Annotated in this window: 18 protein-coding genes; 12 read left to right on the forward strand and 6 right to left on the reverse strand. The window is 60.0% G+C overall.

Features of this window, described 5'->3' with window-relative positions; all coding sequences use genetic code 11:
- Positions 1-3 precede the first annotated feature (3 nt).
- Positions 4-927: a carbon-nitrogen hydrolase family protein gene (locus ACM6IQ_RS14515; protein WP_017338662.1), complete on the reverse strand. Its 924-nt coding sequence runs from the start codon at positions 925-927 to the stop codon at positions 4-6.
- 84 nt (positions 928-1,011) lie between these two features.
- On the opposite strand from ACM6IQ_RS14515, the gene ACM6IQ_RS14520 reads away from it, so the two are divergent.
- A complete protein-coding gene (locus ACM6IQ_RS14520; protein ID WP_414879145.1) occupies positions 1,012-1,926 on the forward strand; it encodes a LysR substrate-binding domain-containing protein in 915 nt (304 codons plus the stop codon).
- Between the two features lie 45 nt (positions 1,927-1,971).
- Here the strand turns inward: ACM6IQ_RS14520 and ACM6IQ_RS14525 are convergent, their stop codons facing one another.
- Positions 1,972-2,223: a hypothetical protein gene (locus tag ACM6IQ_RS14525; protein WP_007937833.1), complete on the reverse strand. Its 252-nt coding sequence runs from the start codon at positions 2,221-2,223 to the stop codon at positions 1,972-1,974.
- A gap of 165 nt (positions 2,224-2,388) precedes the next feature.
- Between ACM6IQ_RS14525 and ACM6IQ_RS14530 the strand changes: the two genes are divergently transcribed.
- Positions 2,389-2,706 carry a DUF883 family protein gene (locus tag ACM6IQ_RS14530; RefSeq protein ID WP_017338659.1) on the forward strand — a complete coding sequence of 106 codons (318 nt, stop codon included), beginning with the start codon at positions 2,389-2,391 and terminating at the stop codon, positions 2,704-2,706.
- Positions 2,707-2,788: 82 nt separating this feature from the next.
- On the opposite strand, the gene ACM6IQ_RS14535 is transcribed toward ACM6IQ_RS14530, so the two are convergent.
- Positions 2,789-3,829, reverse strand: a complete 1,041-nt coding sequence (locus ACM6IQ_RS14535) for an Ldh family oxidoreductase (RefSeq protein WP_017338658.1) — start codon at positions 3,827-3,829, stop codon at positions 2,789-2,791.
- 183 nt (positions 3,830-4,012) lie between these two features.
- Here ACM6IQ_RS14535 and ACM6IQ_RS14540 point away from each other — a divergent pair, with 183 nt between their 5' ends.
- Positions 4,013-8,869 carry a dermonecrotic toxin domain-containing protein gene (locus ACM6IQ_RS14540; protein ID WP_414879146.1) on the forward strand — a complete coding sequence of 1,619 codons (4,857 nt, stop codon included), beginning with the start codon at positions 4,013-4,015 and terminating at the stop codon, positions 8,867-8,869.
- Between the two features lie 97 nt (positions 8,870-8,966).
- Positions 8,967-9,968: a FecR family protein gene (locus ACM6IQ_RS14545; protein ID WP_414879147.1), complete on the forward strand. Its 1,002-nt coding sequence runs from the start codon at positions 8,967-8,969 to the stop codon at positions 9,966-9,968.
- 52 nt (positions 9,969-10,020) lie between these two features.
- Here the strand turns inward: ACM6IQ_RS14545 and ACM6IQ_RS14550 are convergent, their stop codons facing one another.
- The gene (locus ACM6IQ_RS14550) at positions 10,021-12,366 is read right to left on the reverse strand and encodes an acylase (protein WP_414879148.1); all 2,346 of its coding nucleotides are present in this window, start codon (positions 12,364-12,366) and stop codon (positions 10,021-10,023) included.
- Positions 12,367-12,617: 251 nt separating this feature from the next.
- Here ACM6IQ_RS14550 and ACM6IQ_RS14555 point away from each other — a divergent pair, with 251 nt between their 5' ends.
- Entirely contained in the window at positions 12,618-12,989 is a 372-nt protein-coding gene (locus tag ACM6IQ_RS14555) for a fe2+ zn2+ uptake regulation protein (protein WP_414879149.1), read from the forward strand.
- A 19-nt stretch (positions 12,990-13,008) separates the two neighbouring features.
- Here ACM6IQ_RS14555 and ACM6IQ_RS14560 read toward each other — a convergent pair whose 3' ends face one another.
- The gene (locus ACM6IQ_RS14560) at positions 13,009-13,197 is read right to left on the reverse strand and encodes a hypothetical protein (protein ID WP_008024801.1); all 189 of its coding nucleotides are present in this window, start codon (positions 13,195-13,197) and stop codon (positions 13,009-13,011) included.
- Positions 13,198-13,386: 189 nt separating this feature from the next.
- On the opposite strand from ACM6IQ_RS14560, the gene ACM6IQ_RS14565 reads away from it, so the two are divergent.
- Positions 13,387-13,527: a hypothetical protein gene (locus ACM6IQ_RS14565; protein WP_017338653.1), complete on the forward strand. Its 141-nt coding sequence runs from the start codon at positions 13,387-13,389 to the stop codon at positions 13,525-13,527.
- Positions 13,528-13,533: 6 nt separating this feature from the next.
- On the opposite strand, the gene ACM6IQ_RS14570 is transcribed toward ACM6IQ_RS14565, so the two are convergent.
- Positions 13,534-14,457 carry a LysR family transcriptional regulator gene (locus ACM6IQ_RS14570; protein WP_414879150.1) on the reverse strand — a complete coding sequence of 308 codons (924 nt, stop codon included), beginning with the start codon at positions 14,455-14,457 and terminating at the stop codon, positions 13,534-13,536.
- 117 nt (positions 14,458-14,574) lie between these two features.
- Here ACM6IQ_RS14570 and ACM6IQ_RS14575 point away from each other — a divergent pair, with 117 nt between their 5' ends.
- The 6 genes from ACM6IQ_RS14575 to ACM6IQ_RS14600 all read left to right on the forward strand — a co-directional run bounded on the left by ACM6IQ_RS14575 (position 14,575) and on the right by ACM6IQ_RS14600 (position 20,942).
- Positions 14,575-15,570, forward strand: coding sequence for an aldo/keto reductase (locus tag ACM6IQ_RS14575; protein ID WP_017338651.1), 996 nt, complete (start codon positions 14,575-14,577; stop codon positions 15,568-15,570).
- Between the two features lie 166 nt (positions 15,571-15,736).
- Positions 15,737-17,728 carry a methyl-accepting chemotaxis protein gene (locus ACM6IQ_RS14580; protein ID WP_414879151.1) on the forward strand — a complete coding sequence of 664 codons (1,992 nt, stop codon included), beginning with the start codon at positions 15,737-15,739 and terminating at the stop codon, positions 17,726-17,728.
- Between the two features lie 258 nt (positions 17,729-17,986).
- Positions 17,987-18,433: a DUF411 domain-containing protein gene (locus ACM6IQ_RS14585; RefSeq protein WP_017338649.1), complete on the forward strand. Its 447-nt coding sequence runs from the start codon at positions 17,987-17,989 to the stop codon at positions 18,431-18,433.
- Positions 18,433-18,867 carry a YqaA family protein gene (locus tag ACM6IQ_RS14590; protein ID WP_414879152.1) on the forward strand — a complete coding sequence of 145 codons (435 nt, stop codon included), beginning with the start codon at positions 18,433-18,435 and terminating at the stop codon, positions 18,865-18,867. Before ACM6IQ_RS14585 ends, ACM6IQ_RS14590 begins: the two co-directional genes overlap by 1 nt.
- 85 nt (positions 18,868-18,952) lie before the next feature.
- On the forward strand, positions 18,953-19,975 hold the full coding sequence (locus ACM6IQ_RS14595; protein WP_017338647.1) for an alpha/beta fold hydrolase: 1,023 nt from the start codon (positions 18,953-18,955) through the stop codon (positions 19,973-19,975).
- Between the two features lie 13 nt (positions 19,976-19,988).
- On the forward strand, positions 19,989-20,942 hold the full coding sequence (locus ACM6IQ_RS14600; protein WP_414879153.1) for a D-2-hydroxyacid dehydrogenase family protein: 954 nt from the start codon (positions 19,989-19,991) through the stop codon (positions 20,940-20,942).
- Positions 20,943-21,006 lie beyond the last annotated feature (64 nt).

The raw sequence follows: 21,006 nt of genomic DNA on the forward strand, positions 1-21,006 counted from the left end.
TGCTTATGTGTTGAACCGCACGCCCGGTTTGGCGCGTTCATCCACGCTCAACTCGAACACATCCGGGCGCGCATAGTGGCCGACGACATCGTAGTCGTAACGCGCGCGGATCAGGTCGTCAGTGTCGATTTCAGCGCTGAGCAAACCGCGCCCTCCCCGCAGCGGCCCCGCCAGTACGTCGCCCATCGGCCCTACGATCACACTGCCCCCCGCAATCAACGGCCGGTCCGCCGGCCAGTTGGCGATTTCCACGCCCAAGGCTTGCGGCGAATCCTGAACCTGACAGGCACTGACCACAAAGCAGCGGCCTTCATGGGCGATATGGCGCATGCTGACCTGCCACATCTCCCGTTCATCCACCGTTGGCGCGCACCACACCTCCACGCCTTTGGCGTACATCGCGGTGCGCAGCAGCGGCATCATGTTTTCCCAGCACACCACCGCGCCGATCCGCCCGACCTGGCTGTCGATCACCGGCAGCGTCGAGCCATCGCCCTTGCCCCAGATCAGCCGCTCGGTGCCGGTCGGCATCAGCTTGCGGTGCTTCGCCACCAGCCCGGCCTGCGGATCGAAATACAGCGCGGTGCAATACAGCGTGCTGCCAGCGCGCTCAATCACACCGATCACCAGGTTCGCCCCCGTACGCGCCGACAGCCCGGCCAGCGCTTCGGTTTCCGCCCCAGGCACATCGATGGCATTGGCGAAATAACGGGCAAAGGCTTCACGACCTTCCGGCAGGCGATAACCCAGTTGGGTGCCAAAACCTTCACCTTTGGGGTATCCGCCCAGCAGCGCTTCGGGCATGACCACCAGCGCCGCGCGGGCTTCAAGGATGGCGCTTTCGAACGAGAGAATCTGTTCCAGGGTCTCGGCCTTGCCGCCGGGCAAGGCGCCGATTTGCAGTGCAGCTACGATTGACTTGGGCATCGCGGTCACTCCGTTCACATCAGGTGTTGCTCATTCTCAGGCGTCACGGGATCATCAATAAAGCCCCATCCACTGCTGAATGATATGAACCAAATGAATATCGCCACCGTCGATCTCAACCTGCTCAAAGTGTTCGAAGCCTTGCATGAAGAGTCCAGCGCCAGCCGTGCGGCGTTGCGCCTGGGCGTCACGCAGTCGGCGGTCAGCGCGGCATTGCGCCGGCTGCGCGAGGTCTACGGCGATCAATTGTTCGTACGCACGGGACGAGGCCTCGCACCCACGCTCAAGGCCAATCAGTTGAAACCGGTGGTCAGCGACGCATTGAACAAATGCCGCCAAAGCCTGGCGATGGTCGATCCGACCGCCAATCACTACGATGGCCGCTCGGTCACGGTCGGTTTGTCAGATGATTTCGAAATCGCCTACGGCCGTCGCTTGATCGAGGAAATCGCCCGCTGCGCGCCGAAGCTGCGGCTGATATTCCGCCAGACTCACAGTCAGATCGTCGCGCAGGCGTTGATGGAGCGCAGTATCGATCTGGCGATCACGGCCGGCGGGTTCGCCGAGCGATTGCTGAGTCGTCAGGTGCTGGGCGAAGGTGATTATTTGTGTCTGGTAGACCCGATCAGCCTGGTCGCGGGACAGCAGGCCATGGACCTTGAGGAATTCGTCACCCGTGAACATATTCTGGTGTCATCGGGTGGCTTTATCGGGATCACCGACGAAGGATTGGCCGCGTTGGGCCTTAGCCGGCGAGTATGCGCTTCGACCACACATTTCGCGGCGCTACCGCATTTGCTCAAGGGCAGTCAGGCGGTGGCGACCATTCCGGCGCATGCCGCTCGAAGCCTTGCAGCGCTCACCGGACTGGCGCTGCTGCCCTGCCCTTTGGCGTTGCCGCGTTACCCGATCGAACTGGGCTGGCGCACCAGCACTCAGCTCGATCCGGTGGTGTTGAAGGTGCGTGAGGCAATTGTCGCGATTTTTGCAAGCCCGTAGGAGCTGCCGCAGGCTGCGCCTACTCGGGTAGTGTCAGGCAGGGGTTTACTTGGCCGCCATCAAGCGATTGACTTCACTGCGCACCATGTTCGCGAACTCCGGAGGCGACATGCCGTCGAGTTCGGAACGGACCCATTCGGCCCATTTGCCTTTGCGCTTGGCGCGCTCGCCGAACAACCGTGCGGCTTCGCCCTTGGCTTTGCCCAGGTTGTTTTGCCAGAGTTCGAACAGACGGGATTTCTCGTCTTCAAGCGCCGCGCGCTCGGCAAGGGGTTTGTCGGCCAGATTGAAGCTCATGGGGAGTTACCTGCTGCGTAAATAGGCGACATCTTACACTGTAGGAAGAAATGTCCTGCGCTGGATTTTTCCACAGGATGACGGTGCCGCGCAAAATCACTGCAACTTTTTCCGTCGTGGCAGACTCCATTGTTCACTGCCTATTCACTTGCAAGGAGTACCTCAATGGCCCGGAAAACTGCCGCACAAGTCGCTGAAGACCAAATCAAGGACCAGGCTTTCAGCGATCTACAGGCGCTGATCGAAGAGTCGGAAAAACTGCTGAAAAGCAGCGCGTCGCTGGTCGGTGAAGAAGCAGACACGCTTCGCGGACAGATCGCCCAGAAACTCCAGCAGGCACGGGACTCGGTCACCAGCGTTCGCGACCGCACCCTCCCGGCGGTCGAAGCCACTGAAACCTACATTGGCGGGCATCCATGGCAAACCGTGGCCATTTCCGCCGGTTTTGGTTTGGTTGTCGGGTTGTTGCTGGGCCGCCGTTAAGCCCGCCTATCAATAATTCATTAGTGAAATGAAATCCCTGTGGGGCGAGCTTGCTCGCTCCCACAGGTCTGCGTTCCAATTTCTAGGCGCCGGCCAACTCCCGCAAATTCGCCAGCGTGTCCGCATCCAGCTGAATGCCACCCACGCTGGATTTGGCCCGCTGATGGTGACGACGATCACCCGGCAATCGCTTAAGCCCCACACCGTGCATCTGCCGCACCAGTTCCTGGCTGCGCTCGGCAAAATTCTGTCCGGCGGCCTTGCTCGGATCGATCACGATCAACAACTGTCCGGTCCATGGTGTTTTGGCACCGGGGTGGTTCTTCCAGTCGAACTCGAACGAGAAGTTGCCGCCGGTCAACGCCGCCGCCAACAGTTCCACCATCATCGACAGCGCCGAACCTTTATGCCCGCCAAACGGCAGCAACGCCCCGCCTTCAAGAATCGCTTTCGGGTCCTGGGTCGGCTGACCGAGGCTATCCACGCCCATGCCCGCCGGCAAACGCTCACCCTTGCGTGCAGCGATCTGCACATCGCCATGGGCGATGGCACTGGTGGCCAGGTCAAAGACTATCGGATCACCGTCCGCGCGCGGGGCGGCGAAAGCAATCGGGTTGGTACCGAACAGCGGGCGATCGGCGCCATGCGGCACCACGCAGGTCATGCTGTTGACCACGCTCAACGCCACCAATCCTTCATAGGCGAACGGTTCGACGTCGGGCCACAACGCCGCGAAGTGATGGGAATTGCGAATCGCCAGCACCGCGATACCGGCACTGCGGGCCTTTTCCACCAGCAAGGCGCGGGCAGCGGCGAGCGCCGGTTGAGCGAAACCGTTGCCGGCGTCGACCCGGACAAAACCCGACGCCACGTCTTCTACCACCGGCACGGCCTGGCCATTGACCCAGCCGCTCTTCAGCGTCGAGACGTAACCGGGAATGCGAAATACGCCGTGACTGTGGGCGCCATCGCGTTCGGCGCCCGCGCAGTTGAGAGCCAGTGTCCTGGCGACCTCGGCGGAGGTGCCATGGCGAACGAAAATGCGTTCGAGCAACAGGACGAGAGAATCAAAATCCAGGGTTGAGTTGGCCGAACTGACTGCCATTTCAGGCGAAGCGGTCATCTGAAGCTCCAGTATTATTTTTAGAGACGGGCGACAGGTCGATTAAGCGCTTTCTTACCGGCGTCCTGTCAAGTCTCTCGCGCAAGCAATATGTACCGCACCCCGCCTTTTTCCGGCCTCTATTGTTGCCCCTCGACCCAACGACCTGCACTGAACACCGTCGCAGCCCATCGAGGAAACATCATGACGACGCCTGCACTGCCGTATTTTTTTGACGAAGCAGAACGCGCATCCGCCGCCAGGCAACCCGGCGAACGGGAAAACGCGCTGAGCTTTAGCCTGGACGATCTGAACTGGCTGAAGACGGTTTATCGACCCACCCAGTCAGCCCGTAAAACGCATGTAAAACCGATGCACGCCTACCGGCTCCTGTTGTCCTTGCCGGGCGAGACCGGCATCCCGTTGGCCGGCGCTTTTGCCATGAGTCGGCCCAACGATGGCGAGGTCACGCTCTACACGCCGTGGAAGGGCTTGATCAAATTCGCGGACATGGACGACCTCAAAAGCAAGCTCAAAGAGTGGTTGGCGCACGCCAGCGGAAAACGTGAACTGTTGCGTTTCGTCTCCATCGAACAACGCCTGCCCCTGGCCGCCGCCCCTGCACTCGACATTGCCACCAGCGACATCGAAGGTGCGGTGTTCGAAGACCAGGAGCTCGTCCTTCAGCAACAGCAAGAAGAAAACATCCAGGCGATGGCGGGTGAGCTGGTCAAGATACCCACCTTGCAATCGATGCTCGACGATACCCTCAAGCATGCGCTGCTCAAGCCATTTCCCACACTCGACCAGCGCCTGACGCGGCTGAAGAGTTTTGTCAGTACAGGCTCCGCGTTCGATGACCGTGATAAGGCGCACACGATTTACTCGATGTCACTGAGCGAGGCCCTCCTGCATTTTTACCTGACGAACCAGTGGCCGACAGGCGATTCCAGGGTGTTTACCCATCCCGAGCACAGCGTCAGCAGCGATATCGACAACCAGGCATGGGAAAGCGCCATAAAGGAGATCGCGCAGAGTTTTACGCCTCACCTGCAAAGCCTGCTTGAGACGTTCTGGAACACGCCCATGAGCAATGGCCTGTCGCGCCTGAGTTTTTTCAGCGACTGCATGCGCGACACGTTTCACACGCGGCTTTTACATCAACGCCAGCAGGGCACTTTAACGACGCAGGAATATCTGCAACTGATGAATGTCAGCCTCGCGCCTGCCCCAAACAATCCCCTTCGCATCGAAAAAGTGCGGGTCACCGCCCCGTTCAAACATTTTGCGGAGCTTGCCTCGACCTTGATGATCGGGGGCACCAGCACCCTGAGTTTTCTGTACAACCCGACCCGAGGCATCGAGGCCACAAGCAACCTGCCCGCGGTGAAAAAAATCGTGCTGCACATGCTCAAAAGCGAGGGGCATGAAGACACACTGCTCAATTTCATGTCGCTGGACGAACGCGGTACTTTTCTTGGGCTGGAACCGGACGATCGAGTCGTTGTGGGAGAGCCGGTCATCGGCCCGGCGTTTGAACGGATGATGGTCGACATCGTGGAGAAACAACGGCAAAACCTCAGCCATGCCTTGAGCCGCTACCGTGAAAGCGAAGGTACGCTGGACCCTCACGCCTTGCTCGACAATGCCCTGGACGTCCGGGGATTGATCGATAACCGCCTGCTCCTGGCTGAGGCCGCAGGACGCTGGAGCACGCGCCCGGACCGCCGCGTCAGCGCGAGACCGGCCACCGTACGTGCCGAGTCGGCCAGACAGGAGCTGTCGCTGCTGGACTCGGTCGAACAGGCGCTCGATCAACTCCTTGAAAAACACCCGGTCATTCCCATCAAAACCCGCACATTCACTGATGCGCACAGCCTCGTCAGTATATCCCTGGCGAATTTGCAATCGAGTTTTACCCATACCCTGTCAACGGCACTGCGCAGTGAATTGAAGCTTCGCGCCGTCTCGCGCACCCTGGGTGCAACGGAACAGGCAATCATCAAAACCGTGCTCGATACCCCGATACACCTGCAACGGGCGGCATTGAACGGTTTTTTTCCGGAGGTCTTTTCCCTGGCATTGAAGACCGGCGCCACCGCGACCCCGTTGAAACTGGCCAGTTGCTTTGTCCTCACTGAACGGGGAGGCCTGGATCCGGTGCACTCGGGCAAAGCCATTCTGTGGACGCCGGCACTGGGATTTGAAGCCTTCAACGCACTGACGCCGCTACTGGAGCAACTCGAGCGACGCCTCAAGGACGAGAATCATCGATCAATGCTCTTGGAAAACCTCGGCCGCAGCGAGCGGTTGCCAGGCAAGGCTTACACCCTGGCGCCACTGCAACGGGTCCATGGGCACTTCCTCGATTATCTGCAAAAGCCCTTTGTCGATCTCGACCAGACCTGCGTCACCCAAGCGTTGACCACCCCGCTCTCTCCCGCACCGCTGGCCAGCCTGCTGAATCTGGTGGCCCTGCGCGAACCGATGACCGGGCTGCGCCGTGCAACCGATATTGCCGAATCCCTGACCACCCAGCAAAAGCTCCCGGCCTGGCTGGCCAAGGCGCCAATCAAAGACCTGATCCTGCATGGCGAACTGCTTCAGCAATACCTTCATAACGTCAAAGACGACCAGGATTACCTCACCGGCATCCGCTCGTTGCAGCGCACCGCGCACCATGAGCTGGAAAAACAACTCAAGGCAGACGACTTCAACATTGATCCGGACAAGGTCCGGGTCGAGATCAGCGCGAGCCCGAGGTCTGCGTCCAGCACCCAAACCCTGACCGACTTTGCCTTGACTCACCTCAAGGACCTGGACGCCGTCTTCCTCAAACTGACGTCCCTGGATAACACAGCCATTCCAGAAGGCATGGACGAACGCTATATCAAAGACCTGATACGCGACCTGAAACCGGGTGTGCATCAACAGCAAATAGTGAGCGACGCCCTGGCAGACACCTCGGCGAACGCGGAACGCAGGAAGCTTTTTTACACACAGTTGCCCTGGCAACTGATGCACCACGCCCACGCAGAAAAACTGCAGGAACGCCTCAGCGAAACCGGGTTTGATCTGATCCGCCAGATCATGGACATGCCCGACGCCATCGCCCGTGCGGCAGTCGACGGTGCCCATGGCATCATCCGCCCCCTGGAGTTCCTCGGTATCAGGAGCGGGCAAACCGTCAAAGTGCCTGGCGTCTATCTGATCGGCTCATCGGCCGATAGCACGGCACCGCAGGTGCTGCTCGCACCGCACAGCCCCAGGCACGGGATAAAAGAATACGAAAGCGAAACACAGTTGCTGGCAGAACTGAAGACCCAGGGCGGACTGCTCGACTGGGTCCTCATGAACCTGGAGAACCCTGAACGGATCCTGCTGGAGACCCGAATGGCGACGCCCCCGAGCCGGGTCGCGAGAGCCACGCCGGAGACTCCTGGCGCCCCCGAGGAGGAAGTTACCCTGGCGTCGAATCCCATCAAGGGCCACCTGTTCGGGCACTTGTTCAACGACAATGCCGCGTTGCTCGGCCGATTGCTCGGTTGTCAGTCCGATGACAAGAAGCAGAGTGAGTGGGCAACCATCAAGCACGTACTGGGTGAAGACCTGCACGAGGCGTACTCGTTTTTCATGGGTAAACTCGCTTACCCCGTCACGGTGTGGAACAGTTACCGTGACATCAAGCAATCCGCCGAAGACCTGCAGACGCACAAATGGGGCGCGGCCATCAGGGCATTCATCAGCGGGATCGCACAGCTCGCTTCGCTGCGCCAGTCGTTGGACACTCACGCGCCACCGACGGCTACGCCAGTCGCACCGGCACCAGCAAACTCCGATGCCGCCTGCAAATGGCAGGACATCAAGGTCACCGCCCCCGAGCGCACAGCCTTGAAGCGTCATGAAAGCCGCCATGTCCACCTGAACGCGCTGAAGCCCGACTCGACGCCCGGGCTCTACGCGCACCCCACGACGAAACAGCTTTACGGGCCGGTTGAAGGCAAAGTTTTTCCGGTGACAAAACGCGGCAGCCGCTGGCGCATCGCAGATACACAGACCCTCGGCCCTTATCTGCGACAAAACGCATCGAATCGATGGGTAATCGACCGGAATGCACCGCCTCCGCAATTCGGCCTCATGGATCGGCTGGATGCGGCGGCAGCGGCCTGGGGTGGCATGAACATCGACGCCCATGGAATGCCGCAGATACGCCGGTGTTTCCCACAGAAGGCTCGTCAGATCGACGAAGCGCTGGACCAGGCAACGACCTATGCCTGGAACAGCTTTCGAAACCTGCAGTTGCTGAAGGCATCCGATGACGCGGAAACCCCCGTGCATCGACTCATCAAACGTTTCATCGATGTGCCGCAAGTGCTGCCCGCGCATGTCGAGAAACTGGAAAAAGTCGTGGGCGACCTGTTTACCGCGTTATTGGACCCTACACTCAGGAAGACCAAGTCCAATCGTTTTGTCGTCGGCCGGGTAATCGAGGACGCCTACAGCACATTCGCCTTTATCGTCCCGAATGACGCCAAGCGGAAGATTTATCTGGCGGAAAGGTTCTTCAATCCGGGTTTCGACCTATACCGCCAACATCTTTCCGATACAGCATTTCCGATCAACACGCATGCCCGGGCGGTGACCCTTTTGCATGAGCTTTCGCACCTTGTCTGTAAAACCGAGGACATTTCCTACCTGGACCCTGGCAGGCCCTTTGCCGACCTGATTGGCACAACCAGCGTGACAGCCACCGATCTCAAAAATGCATTGACCCACATCCAGGACACCGCACTGTCGATCAAGACCCCTTACACACAACTGTTCATGACCCGGGATCCAGACACCGGGGCGTGGGAAGATCCGGGAAATTCCACTTATGAAAATACGGATCGGGTGAAAGCGCATATTTTGACGTTGACCGGCGCAGAAAACCTGAGCGGTGCTCGCGAAACCTTTAAAAAAGATTCCCTGACTCGCCTGGCGGTGCAACTCGGCAATGCCGACAGCGTGGCCTGGTTAATCGGTCATCTCGGCCGCCAGTTACACGTCAATACACCTTGATGGCGGAAAATAAACAGACGTTTGATGGGTAAATGCCATGACGCCTGTTCTCGCAGACTGCCCTCAAGGTTAGAATGCAGGAAATCAGGATGAGTCAATGACCGACAGCCCTTTCTCACAAGCCGACTATGACGCTGTCACCGATGCCGCTGCGCATTGGTGCATGCGTCTGCACGCCAGCGACTGCACGGCCGAGGAGCGTCAAGCCTTCGAGCAGTGGCGCGATGCTCATCCGCTGCATGCGTTCGAATACGAGGCGATGCTGGAGATTTGGGAAGTCGCGGAAGATTTGCCGCGCCTCGAGACTGTCGTGCCCATCACTCGGGCCAAGCGTGCAACGCCCTGGCGCACCGTCGGCATTGCCGCGGCCGTTTGTGCCCTGGCGTTGCCACTGGCAGCGTACAGTGGCTGGAACCTGGGCTTGCTGCCCAATTCGTACCAGCATTTCGAAGCCAGCAATGCGATCCGCCAGGTCACCCTGAGCGATGGCAGCCAAGTCGAGTTGAACCTGGGCACAGAACTGACCTTCAGCAATTACAAGGACCAGCGCCGGGTCTCGCTGGATAAGGGCGAAGCGTTTTTCAGTGTCAGCCATGACGCCAGCCACCCCTTTGTCGTCAAGGCAGCGGACGGCAGGATTCGGGTCACCGGGACCAAATTCAACGTCTGGATGTATGAGGATCAGGTGCGCGTGAATCTGATCGAAGGTTCGGTACTGGTCAATAGCAACGATGACCTGCCGGGCGATGGTTTGCGTCTGGAGCCATCCATGCAGGCGCGCTATAAACACGGCGACTTCACGCCGCAAATCAGCCAGACCTACGCCAATGACACGTCACTGGCCTGGCGCCACGGCAAACTGGTGCTCGATGACCTGGCGTTATCCGAAGCCCTGCCCCTGATCAATCGCTATCTGGAAAACCCCGTGATGGTGGCTGACAACAGCACCGGCGCGATCCGCCTCGGCGGCATCTACAACATCAAGGAACTCCACAACCTGGTGGCGACGCTGCCCAGGGTGTTGCCGGTCTACCTGACTCGAAACAAGGAAGGCAATCCGGTCCTCAACTCCATTCCGCAACAACCCCCGAAAAGCTGAAAGGCCGCCACCCTTGCGGGGTGCGGCCTTTCTTCATCGCTCAAGCAGCGTTTTATTTTTTGGCCACCTTCCCGGCTTTTTCATCCTGTTCACGGATCGTCTGCGCCTGATACTGCGGGTCCGAAGTGATCTGCTGTTCGGTGAACGGCAACACACTCAACTGTTTCTTCGAGAACGCCACGGTCTGGTCATTGGCATGTTTCGACGCCGGGTCGCTGGACAGCGAAAACGCCAGCAGCCCTTTGGCCTGAGGCCCCTTGTCATCGAAAGTCACGACCTGCAAATAGCTGGTGCCGCTGACCACTTCACGTTTGCCATCGGTTCTCGGCACGCTCTGAATGGCGTTGTAAACGCCCAGTGTGCCTGGACCGCCATGAATCGGCGTCTGCTGGCCGCCGCTGCTCACCACCTGGATATCGCCCCAATGGCTGTCGGTCCTGAGCCCCGACCTGCTGACCACTTCCACCGAAGCCAGCATCGCTTCGCGCAAGGCCTTCGCAACCTCCGGGCGATCAACCGCCAGGCCGCGCGGGGTGTGTTGCGGATCTTTCGGATCGAACGCGACGCGCCAGACATCCGGCGTGTCCTGCACTGATTCCATGACGTTCTGGAAATGGACAAAACCAAGACCGCTGTCCAGATTCGCACTGCGATCCCAGGCCTTCAGGCTCGCACACAGCGGAGTCAGCAGCGGCGCATCGGCGCCAAGGTCCTGCGCGCAGAATTGCAACAGGTCCGGCATGACTTGCGCCGCCTGATACACCTGATCGTCCATCACCATCCGTTGCAGATCCGCTGCCGCAATCGGGCCGGCCTTGTTCAACGTGCCGAGTCGATCCAGGGCAAAGCGTGAACGCAGGCCCAACGGCTGACCGTCCTGGCTGATCAACGGCGAGAAACCGGTGAGCGGCTGCGCCGGGTTGGCCATCCATGCCGAATCGTTGGAGTGCTGCACGAAGTCCTTGCGCAACAGTTGCGGCAACTTGTCCGACGCATAGATGCCTTTTTGTGCCGCCGTCGGGTCGATGTCCCAGGCACAGGCACTGTTGGAACCGTCGAGCACGATCAGTTCCAGTCCGGCTCGCGGATCACTGCACTTGGCCAGTTTGTCGGCATTGACGTTCGGCACCACCGACAGGTTCATGTACAGCGTCTGGCCCTGATCGTCCGCCGCCAGGGTGTTGACCCACGGGATGCCCTGGATCTTGTGGACCGACGCCTGCAATTCCTCGAGGCTGACCGCGCGGTTCATCGCGTACCACTGCTGCAGCACGCGGTCGTTATCGAGGTTGGCGTCGCGCAGGCTATAGGCAAACTGATTGTCCCAATCCAGTTTTCCAGGCCATTGCACAATCGGGCCGAACCGGGAGCTGTAGACCACGTGCGAAACCGCACGGGTCTGCCCGTCAGGTTGTTTCACGTTCACAGTCACGGTCTGCTGCTTCATCGGCAACGACTTGCCGTCGAGCAGGTAGCGGGTCGGATCGTTCGGATCGAGTTGCAGGCGATACAGGGTGAAATGCTTGGACGAATCCACGGTGTGGGTCCAGGCCAGGTGTTGGTTGAAGCCAATGTTGATCATCGGCAGGCCGGGCAACGCGGCGCCCATCACGTCCAGTTTGCCGGGAATGGTGAGATGCATTTGATAGAAACGCATCCCGCCGACCCAAGGAAAATGCGGGTTGGCCAGCAACATGCCGCGGCCATTGAACGAGCGATCGCTGCCCACCGCGACGGCGTTGCTGCCGCGATCGAGGGCGAAGCGCTGCCGGCGTGCATCGGCGACCTGGAACGACGCGGGCGCGTTTGCGTTGCGAGCGACGGCTTTGGGAGGCATGGCGCCGGCCAGTGCTTCGGCAAATTGCCCGACGCCCCCTTCGACCAGCAGGCGACGGGTCAACTTGACCAGGTCTTGCGCGGTAATGTCCCGCACCCACTCACCCTGGCATTGCTGCGGCAAACCTTGCGCGCGACGCTCCGCCAGCGAGCGGTTGTAGCCCGCCACGTACCCTTCCATGAGGTCGCGGACTTCCGGCGTTTGTGCCTGCCAGAACGCAGAGACGGCCTGCGGCGTATTCAGCCAGTTGAAAAAGACATCGCTGACCTGGTTTTCGCGCTCTTCGACCGTGAACTGCTCCGGGCCGAAATACCGTGAACGCTCGCCGTTCACCGTGGTGATCTCATTGGCCAACAGGCACAGATTATCCTGAGCGTAGGCATAGCCGATGCCGTAGCCCAGGCCACGTTCGTTTTCAGCGCGAATGTGCGGCACGCCGAAGCTGGTCCGGCGGATTTCGGCCGTCGCCTGGTCCGGCTGGCTGCGTGCGTTTGCCGCAAGACTCAAGCCCACCAACACACCGGCAAGGCTCAATCGGGTTAATTGCCTGGTAATAATCACGCTCGCTCCTGATCGAATAAACGAAGGTCACACCCAGCGTGTCACACGCGATAGGTCTGTTTACAGGAACGAAATTCAGGACAAAAATTTAGAGCGCTGGAGGGTGTTTCTGCAGGGCTTTACAGGCTTCTGACGTGATGGCGACAAAATTTCTACATTCGAGCCTTCATGATTTGCGTAGCTCGTACGTCTTATTGAGTAAGAGCACCCAACACATCTTTCCGGTTCAGGCTCTGAAAAGGAGTTTTTGCATGTACAACTCGCAACTGCCAACGGACGGTAGCACTGCACCAATGGGCACTTCCATGGGCTCGAGCCTGTTCACTCAGCGTACCGAACGTCACGGCAACGAACGGATCCGGGTTCTGCTCAAGAGCTTTGGCCTGCGCACCAGCCTGATCCGCCTGAAAGTCATCGATGCCTTGCTGTCCGCCGCCGACAGCGACCGCAGCCTGGGGGTGCGCGGTGTACACAGCCACCTGCTGGAGCTGGATATTCCCCTGTCCTTTCTCAGTGTCCGCGAAGTGTTGAAGCGCTTGTGCAGCGAAGGCGTGATTACGCTGAACGCGGACAAGAGCTACAGCCTGCATCCACAGGCTGCCGCCGCTCTGCACGGCGAATAATCGTGTCGGCGGGCGTCGCTCAGGGTTTGACCTTGCGGCGCATCACGCCATTGATCACCACCACGATCACCGCCACGCCAATGGCGATGTACTGAAACAGCTTTTCGCTGATGACGCCGGCATTCTGCAAATACGAAAGGCCAAACATGATCCCCAGCACCACCAGGGAGATCAGAATCGAGTATTTCAAACGTTGCGACTGGGTCATTGCCCTTTTCCTTTAACAAAAAGCTTAAACATAAGCCTGAACGTGAACCTGAAAATGTATCCGGTTTGTATCCGGATGCATGCCAAGCCCCTACCGTTTTTCGGGGATGCGGCGCTGCAAACGGGGTCTCATGTTACAGCCGATGAAGCCTTTTGGCTTCATAGCGGCGATAACCATGAGGATTTCGAAATGTTCCGTCGAATCACACTGCTGATTCCCCTGCTTGCCCTGCTTTCCCTGAGCGGCTGCATTATTTTCCCCCACGGCGGCTGGCACGGCGGCCACCATTACGACGGCCGTGGCGGACCGGGGTACTACCAGCATCGCTGAGGATTTTCAGCGAGCTGACGGATGGCTGAAAAAGTCATTTCCCGGCTGCGCGCAAAGCTCGATCATCCAGTCAACGAACACCCTTACCCGCCGCGACAACTGACGGTGGGGAGGATAAAGCGCCGTCAGCGGCATCCCCGGTGGCGGCACTTCTCTCAGCACCTCGATCAAACCACCCTCCTTGATACGCCGGGCCACGTGATAGTACGGCGCCTGCACCAGCCCATATCCGGCCTCGCACGCCGCCAGGTAACCATCGGCACTGTTGACCGAGACTTGCCTGGGCAGACTGACCGGTTGTACCTGCCCATCGACGACAAATTCCAGCCCATAGCGTTTGCCGTTGCTGGCGACGTACTCCACCATCTGATGCCCCGCCAGATCGGCCAAACCCTGTGGCGTGCCATGACGCTGCAAGTAATCGGGGCTGGCGCAAGTGACCTGATCCAGCATGACCAGCGGCCGCGCCACCAGTGAATCATCGAGCGACGCGCCGCCGCGCAATACGCAATCGACACCTTCGCGAATCAGGTCGACAGGCCGGTCATTCAAACCGATCTCCAGTTCGATCAAGGGATAGCGGGCGGTGAACTGCGGCAATGCCGGGATCACCACCAACCGCCCGATGCCCCCGGGCATGTCCACGCGCAACAGACCTTTGGGGTTGTGCCGTGCGGCGGAGAACACCGCTTCGGTTTCCTCAAGATCTGCCAGCAACCGCACGCAACGCGGGTAATAGGCGGCACCGTCGAGCGTCAGGCTGATCTGCCGCGTAGTGCGTTGCAGCAGTTGCACCCCCAGATGGCTTTCCAGTTGCTTGATCAGAACGGTCACCGAGGCACGGGGAATTTGCAGGCTGTCCGCTGCTTTGGCAAAGCCCCCCAGTTCGACGATTCGGGTGAACACGCGCATGGCGTTGAAACGATCCATTGTTGTTTGCACCGACTTATTATTTAGAAATCATGAATAGTGATAGCAGTTTTAGCCGGTTTATCTCGTTTCTGTCGAGGTCGACAATGGACGTCACATTCACAGGGAGCTGATTTCATGCAAACACGTCAACTGGGCAAGAACGGTCCACAGGTCAGTGCCATCGGCCTGGGCTGCATGGGCATGACCGATTTCTACACGACCGGCGTCGACACCCGCGAGGCCACGGCAACCCTGCACCGGGCGCTGGAACTGGGCATCAATCTGCTCGACACCGCCGACATGTACGGCCCGCATACCAATGAGGAACTGATCGGCAAAGCCATCGTCGGCAAGCGCGATCACGTGTTCCTGGCGAGCAAGTTCGGCATCGTGCGCGACCCGGCGAATCCGAGCGCCCGCGGGGTCAACGGCCGTCCGGACTACATTCGCGCCTCAATCGACGGCACCCTCAAGCGCCTCGGTGTCGAGACCCTGGACTTGTATTACCAGCACCGTATCGACCCGCAAGTGGCTATCGAGGAAACGGTCGGTGCCATGGCCGAACTGGTAAAGGCCGGCAAGGTGCGTTACCTGGGATTGAGCGAGGCCTCGGCGGCGACACTGGAACGGGCGAACAAGGTCCATCCGATCAGTGCGCTGCAAAGCGAGTACTCGTTGTGGAGCCGCGACCAGGAAGAAAACGGCTGTCTGGCCACGTGTCAGCGGCTGGGCATCGCCTTTGTCCCGTACAGCCCGTTGGGCCGCGGTTTTCTGACTGGCGCACTGAAAAGCCCGGATGATTTCGCGGCAGACGACTACCGTCGTTTCAGTCCACGGTTCCAGGGCGACAACTTTGCGAAAAATCTATTGCTGGTGCAGCAGGTTCAGGACCTGGCGGCGGAAAAAGGCGTGACGGCGGGTCAACTCGCGTTGGCGTGGGTGCTGGCTCAGGGGGATTACCTGATCCCGATTCCGGGGACCAAACAACGTAAGTACCTGGAGGAGAACGTGGCGGCGCTGGAGGTCAAACTGAGCCGCGAAGAGTTGCACGCGCTGGAAGCCATCTTCCCGGCGAATGCCACGGCCGGTTTGCGTTACCCCGAAGAAGTCATGAAGTTGCTGGACCGTTGATCTGCACCTGGCCCGTTCGGTTGCCTGAACGGGCCGGTCACTCCACCGCCCGTCACCTCGCCCCTAGCTTGCACGATCGTACCTAAAGCTCCGCATATGCAGGCCGATAGCCCTTTGAAGCGCCGAAATTTCCCAATAAGAACGCTGCTAAAAAGGACCCGGCTCCATGCCCGCATTCCGCACCATTCAGGCTCGCTACACACTGTTTCTGGTCCTGTTCATTCTGCTGCTGTCTATTCTCACCGTAGTCGGCATCAGCCAATTGGTAGCGCCGAAACTTCGCCACACCGAAGAACAAGTGGCCCTCAATCGCATCGCTGAAGTCGCCGAGCAAATCCAGGGCGAACTGAACAAGGTTCAGGCGCAGCAGCGCAGCATTACCCAGACCATTCCTCTGCTCGACAGCGCCGCCATCGACACCGTTCTGCCGGGCCTGGTCGATCAATACGGGGAGCTGAAAGTCTTCGGCGGCGGCATCTGGCCCCTGCCCGGCCAGCGTGAAGCCGGGCGCAACAAATTCAGCACCTTCTGGCACCGCGATGCCTCGGGCAAGCTGGCGGTGAACACCTTCTGGAACAGTGACGCGGCGCCCAACTATTACGACCAGACCTGGTACAAGGGCGGCATGCAGACCCCGCGCGGACAATGCGCCTGGGCCGCGGCCTATAAGGATGATGCCAGCGCCGAGCCGCGCACCAACTGCGCCATGGCCATTCAGAAAAACGGCGCGGCGTATGGCGTATCAACCATTGACGTGACCCTCGGTTTCTTCAATGACCTGGTGGCACGCAAGGAAAAAGACCTGGGCGCGGAAATGCTGATCGTCGAGTCCGACGGCAAGATCATCAGCAACAGCTCGCGCATCAGCGGGCCGATCGTGCTGAAGAACATCAGCGAACTGGCCGGTAACTCGCCCTTCGCCAGCCAAGTGAAGGCCGGCCTGCAAAACCGTGATCGATCGCAGCGCGTCGAGTTCGACAACAACGGCGAAGCCAGCACCTTCTTCATGCGCCCGATCGAAGGCACGCCGTGGTTCCTTGCCACCGCCCTGCCGACCAAACTGATCACCGCCCAGCGCGACGACGTGCTCAGCACGCTAAGCCTGCTGCAAATCCCGATGGTGATCCTGCTGGTGTTGCTGCAAATCTACGCGATCCGCCAGTTGATCCAGCGCATGAAAGCGCTGAAGGCCAATATCGACGCGCTGTCGGCCGGTGACGCCGACCTGACCAAACGCATCACCATCCGCGCCGAAGATGAACTGGGCGCCATCGGTCACTCGGTCAATGCCTTCATCGCGTACCTGCAAAACATGATCGGCGAAGTCACCCAGGCCACCGGCGCCATGGCGTCCAGCCTCGATAACCTGCAACGCACGTCCGCGCACACCAGCCAGATCCTGGTGCGCCACGCGTCGGAAACCGACCAGACTGTCACCGCCATCACCGAGATGAGTTCCACTGCCGAAAGCGTGGCGCAGAATGCGGCTGAAACCGCTGCGTTCACCCAACGCGCCAACGAAAACGCCGACCGTTCACGGGTGGTCGTGGGCGAAGCCTCCAGCAGTGTGATCGCGCTGATCGACGAAGTGGCCAGCGCCACGCACAAAGTCGAAAGCATGCAACAGGACGCCCAGCGCATCACCGAGATTCTCGGGGTGATCGGCGCCATCGCCGGGCAAACCAACCTGCTGGCCCTCAACGCCGCCATCGAAGCCGCTCGCGCCGGTGAGCAGGGACGCGGTTTTGCGGTGGTGGCCGATGAAGTTCGCGCCCTCGCCGCTCGCACCCAGGCCAGCACGTCGGAAATCAACGAGATGCTCACCCGCCTGACCCAAGGCGTGAGCTCGTCGGTCAGCGCCATGGAAAACACTCAGGCCAGCTGCCAGTCGGCGGCCGATGCGACGGCTCGCGTCAACACCGGGCTGGATGAAATGGCCGGTTCTGTCAGCCACATCAACAGCCTCAGCACCCAGATCGCCACCGCCGCAGAACAGCAGAGTGCCGTGACCGAAGAGATCAACCGCAGCATGGTGCAAATCCGCCACATGGTGGATGAATTGGTGAAAAGCGGTCAGGCGAGTGAGCTCAATACCCGGCAGTTGCTGGAGGCCAATAGTCGCGTGAGTGCGATTATGGGGCGGTTCAAAGTCCGCTGATGGGTGAACGCAGCTCCCTGTGGCGAGGGAGCTTGCTCCCGCTGGGCTGCGAAGCGGCCGCCTTGGCATTCAACGCGGTGCTAGCAGTTAAATCGCGCAACCTGGTTTGCGCCTGCTGCGCAGGCGAGCGGGAGCAAGCTCCCTCGCCACAAAAGCCCGCCTGGCGGTATCACTTCGAAACAATCTCTTGCCTCGTTACTGGCTAAAGCAGTCAAAATACCTCTTTTTTTGACCATCCTCCGAGTCGAGATATTGCCCATGCGAACCCACCTGCGTCTGGTCGCCCTGAGCGCCCTGTTCATTTCCTCCCTGGCCCAGGCCGCCGACCTGATCCCGATCGAAGTCCATCGCGACGCCAACTGCGGCTGTTGCAAAAAATGGATCAGCCATCTGGAGGCCAACGGCTTCAAGGTCGAGGATCACGTTGAAGCCAACATGAGCGAATTCAAGCAACAGCACGGCGTGCCACCGCGTCTGGCGTCCTGCCACACCGCTTTGATCAATGGCAAATTCGTCGAAGGGCATGTCCCGGCCGATCAGGTGCTGGCCCTGGGCAAGCGCGATGACCTGTTGGGTGTGGCGGCCCCGGGCATGCCGATGGGTTCGCCGGGCATGGAAATGGACGGCATGAGCGATGCTTATCAGGTCATCGGCCTGAAAAAGGACGGCACTGATGTGGTGGTGGCGGACTACGCTGCCCATTGATGTTCGGTGCGTACATCGGCCTGTTCCTCGCCGCATTCGGTGCGGCGACCCTGTTGCCGTTGCAGTCCGAAGCACTGCTGGTGGGGTTGTTGCTCAGCAAGCAGTATTGGCTCTGGTCGCTGCTGGCGGTCGCGACCCTGGGCAATGTCCTCGGCTCGCTGTTCAACTGGTGGCTGGGGCGCGGTATCGAGCGGTTTCGCGACCGGCGCTGGTTTCCGGTCAGCCCGCTGCATCTGGAAAAGGCCCGGGTTCATTATCAGCGCTACGGCCATTGGTCACTGTTGCTGAGTTGGGTACCCGTTATTGGTGATCCGCTGACCCTGGTCGCCGGGGTGATGCGCGAGCCGCTCGGGCGCTTCCTTGTGATCGTGACGATTGCCAAAGGCGCCCGCTATGGCGTACTGGCCCTGGCGACCCTGGGCTGGATGAGTTGAACGATCATTCGCCGCGATTGCCTGTGTTTAATGTCGCCCTAATCATGCCGATCCAGCATCGGCCGATTTCCTGTGGAGTTCACCCATGCCCCTCGCCCGCTTCCGTTGGCTACCCAGCCTGCTGCTGACCGCCGCACTGCCCGTCATCGCTGCCGAAGGTCCGGAGTACGGGCCGGAGCTGCAAGGCTTCGAGTATCCCTACACGATCAAGCATTTCGCCTTTGAGTCCCAGGGCAAATCCCTGCAAATGGGCTACATGGACGTTGCCGCCCATGGCAAGGCCAACGGACGCAGCATCGTGCTCATGCACGGCAAGAATTTCTGCGGCGCCACCTGGGACACTTCGATCAAGGCCTTGAGTGACGCCGGCTACCGCGTCATCGCACCGGACCAGATCGGCTTCTGCACCTCCAGCAAACCGGACAACTACCAGTACAGCTTCCAGCAACTGGCAACCAACACCCAGCAACTGCTCAAAGCCCTCGGTATCCAGAAAGCGACCCTGCTCGGGCATTCCACCGGCGGCATGCTCGCTACCCGTTACGCACTGCAATATCCCGAGCAGGTTGAACAACTCGCCCTCGTCAACCCTATCGGCCTGGAAGACTGGAAAGCCCTCGGCGTGCCCTATCGCACGGTGGATCAATGGTACGAACGTGAGCTGAAACTGACCGCCGATGGCATCCGCACCTATGAACGCAACACCTATTACGGCGGCCGCTGGAAACCCGAATTCGATCGCTGGGTGGACATGCTCGCCGGCCTGAATAAAGGGCCGGGGCATAAACAAGTGGCGTGGAATTCGGCGCTGATCTACGACATGATCTTCACCCAGCCGGTGTACTACGAGTTCAAGGACCTGAAGATGCCGACGCTGTTGCTGATCGGTACGTCCGACACCACGGCCATCGGCAGCGACATCGCGCCGCCCGAGGTCAAGGCAAAACTCGGTCACTACGACGTGCTCGGCAAACAAGTCGCGAAGCTGGTTCCCCAGTCGACGCTGGTGGAATTCCCCGGCATGGGCCACGCGCCGCAGATGGAAGAACCGCAGAAATTCCACCAGGCCTTGCTCGCCTGGCTGAACAAAACCAACCCCGTTCGTTGATGAGGTAAGGCTGATGGCTGTGCAGATTGCGGTGATCGATGACTGGCAGGATGTGGCGCGCACTGTCGTGGACTGGTCGGCGCTGGACGCCATCGGCCAGGTTGATTTTATCCATGATTACCCGGCCGACAACGAGACGCTGGCAGCACGCCTGGGTGAGTTCGAAGTGATCTGCGTGATGCGCGAGCGCACCCGGTTCGACGAGGATCTGCTGCGGCGTCTGCCGAAACTCAAACTGCTGGTTACCGGCGGCATGCGCAACGCTGCGCTCGACCTCAAAGCTGCAGCCGCCCTCGGCATTCAGGTCAGTGGCACCGACAGCTACAAACACGCCGCGCCGGAACTGACCTGGGCGCTGATCATGGCCGCGACCCGCAACCTTGTCGTGGAAGCCAATGCCCTGCGCGCCGGAAAATGGCAACAGGGCCTGGGGGGCGACCTGTACGGCAAGACCCTGGCGATTCTCGGCCTGGGCAGCATCGGCCAGCGGGTCGCGCAGTTCGGCCAGGTGTTCGGTATGCGAGTGATCGCCTGGAGCGAAAACCTGACCGCCGAACGCGCCGCCGAAGTGGGCGTGACCTATGTGAGCAAACAGGAACTGTTCGAACAGGCCGACGTGCTCTCCGTGCATCTGGTGCTCAGCGACCGCAGCCGTGGATTGGTCGACGCACAGGCGCTGGACTGGATGAAACCTACGGCGCTGCTGGTCAACACCGCACGCGGGCCGATTGTCGATGAAGCAGCGCTGATCAAGGCGTTGCAGAAACAGCGCCTGGCCGGGGCAGCGCTGGATGTGTTCGAGCTGGAGCCCTTACCGGCTCATCACCCGTTCAGGACATTGGAGAATGTGCTGGCGACGCCGCATGTCGGGTATGTCAGCCAGCAGAATTACCATCAGTTCTTTTCGCAGATGATCGAGGATATTCAGGCCTGGTCTGCTGGAACGCCGATCCGCCTTCTAAGCTGATACCGCGTCATCGTTCATCGCTAGCAGGCTGGCTCCCACAGAGGTCATGTGCACGCAGATCCAG

The sequence above is a fragment of the Pseudomonas sp. IT-P100 genome (assembly GCF_949767185.1).
GTDB lineage: Bacteria > Pseudomonadota > Gammaproteobacteria > Pseudomonadales > Pseudomonadaceae > Aquipseudomonas > Aquipseudomonas fluorescens_B.

Bases quoted from the DNA above. Each gene is read 5' to 3' on its own strand.
- ACM6IQ_RS14515 (WP_017338662.1), bottom strand. From the start codon at position 927: ATGCCCAAGTCAATCGTAGCTGCACTGCAAATCGGCGCCTTGCCCGGC.
- ACM6IQ_RS14535 (WP_017338658.1), bottom strand. From the start codon at position 3,829: ATGACCGCTTCGCCTGAAATGGCAGTCAGTTCGGCCAACTCAACCCTG.
- ACM6IQ_RS14580 (WP_414879151.1), top strand. From the start codon at position 15,737: ATGCCCGCATTCCGCACCATTCAGGCTCGCTACACACTGTTTCTGGTC.
- ACM6IQ_RS14560 (WP_008024801.1), bottom strand. From the start codon at position 13,197: ATGACCCAGTCGCAACGTTTGAAATACTCGATTCTGATCTCCCTGGTG.
- ACM6IQ_RS14600 (WP_414879153.1), top strand. From the start codon at position 19,989: ATGGCTGTGCAGATTGCGGTGATCGATGACTGGCAGGATGTGGCGCGC.
- ACM6IQ_RS14595 (WP_017338647.1), top strand. From the start codon at position 18,953: ATGCCCCTCGCCCGCTTCCGTTGGCTACCCAGCCTGCTGCTGACCGCC.
- ACM6IQ_RS14520 (WP_414879145.1), top strand. From the start codon at position 1,012: ATGAACCAAATGAATATCGCCACCGTCGATCTCAACCTGCTCAAAGTG.
- ACM6IQ_RS14525 (WP_007937833.1), bottom strand. From the start codon at position 2,223: ATGAGCTTCAATCTGGCCGACAAACCCCTTGCCGAGCGCGCGGCGCTT.
- ACM6IQ_RS14565 (WP_017338653.1), top strand. From the start codon at position 13,387: ATGTTCCGTCGAATCACACTGCTGATTCCCCTGCTTGCCCTGCTTTCC.
- ACM6IQ_RS14530 (WP_017338659.1), top strand. From the start codon at position 2,389: ATGGCCCGGAAAACTGCCGCACAAGTCGCTGAAGACCAAATCAAGGAC.
- ACM6IQ_RS14570 (WP_414879150.1), bottom strand. From the start codon at position 14,457: ATGGATCGTTTCAACGCCATGCGCGTGTTCACCCGAATCGTCGAACTG.
- ACM6IQ_RS14585 (WP_017338649.1), top strand. From the start codon at position 17,987: ATGCGAACCCACCTGCGTCTGGTCGCCCTGAGCGCCCTGTTCATTTCC.
- ACM6IQ_RS14555 (WP_414879149.1), top strand. From the start codon at position 12,618: ATGTACAACTCGCAACTGCCAACGGACGGTAGCACTGCACCAATGGGC.
- ACM6IQ_RS14590 (WP_414879152.1), top strand. From the start codon at position 18,433: ATGTTCGGTGCGTACATCGGCCTGTTCCTCGCCGCATTCGGTGCGGCG.
- ACM6IQ_RS14575 (WP_017338651.1), top strand. From the start codon at position 14,575: ATGCAAACACGTCAACTGGGCAAGAACGGTCCACAGGTCAGTGCCATC.
- ACM6IQ_RS14545 (WP_414879147.1), top strand. From the start codon at position 8,967: ATGACCGACAGCCCTTTCTCACAAGCCGACTATGACGCTGTCACCGAT.
- ACM6IQ_RS14540 (WP_414879146.1), top strand. From the start codon at position 4,013: ATGACGACGCCTGCACTGCCGTATTTTTTTGACGAAGCAGAACGCGCA.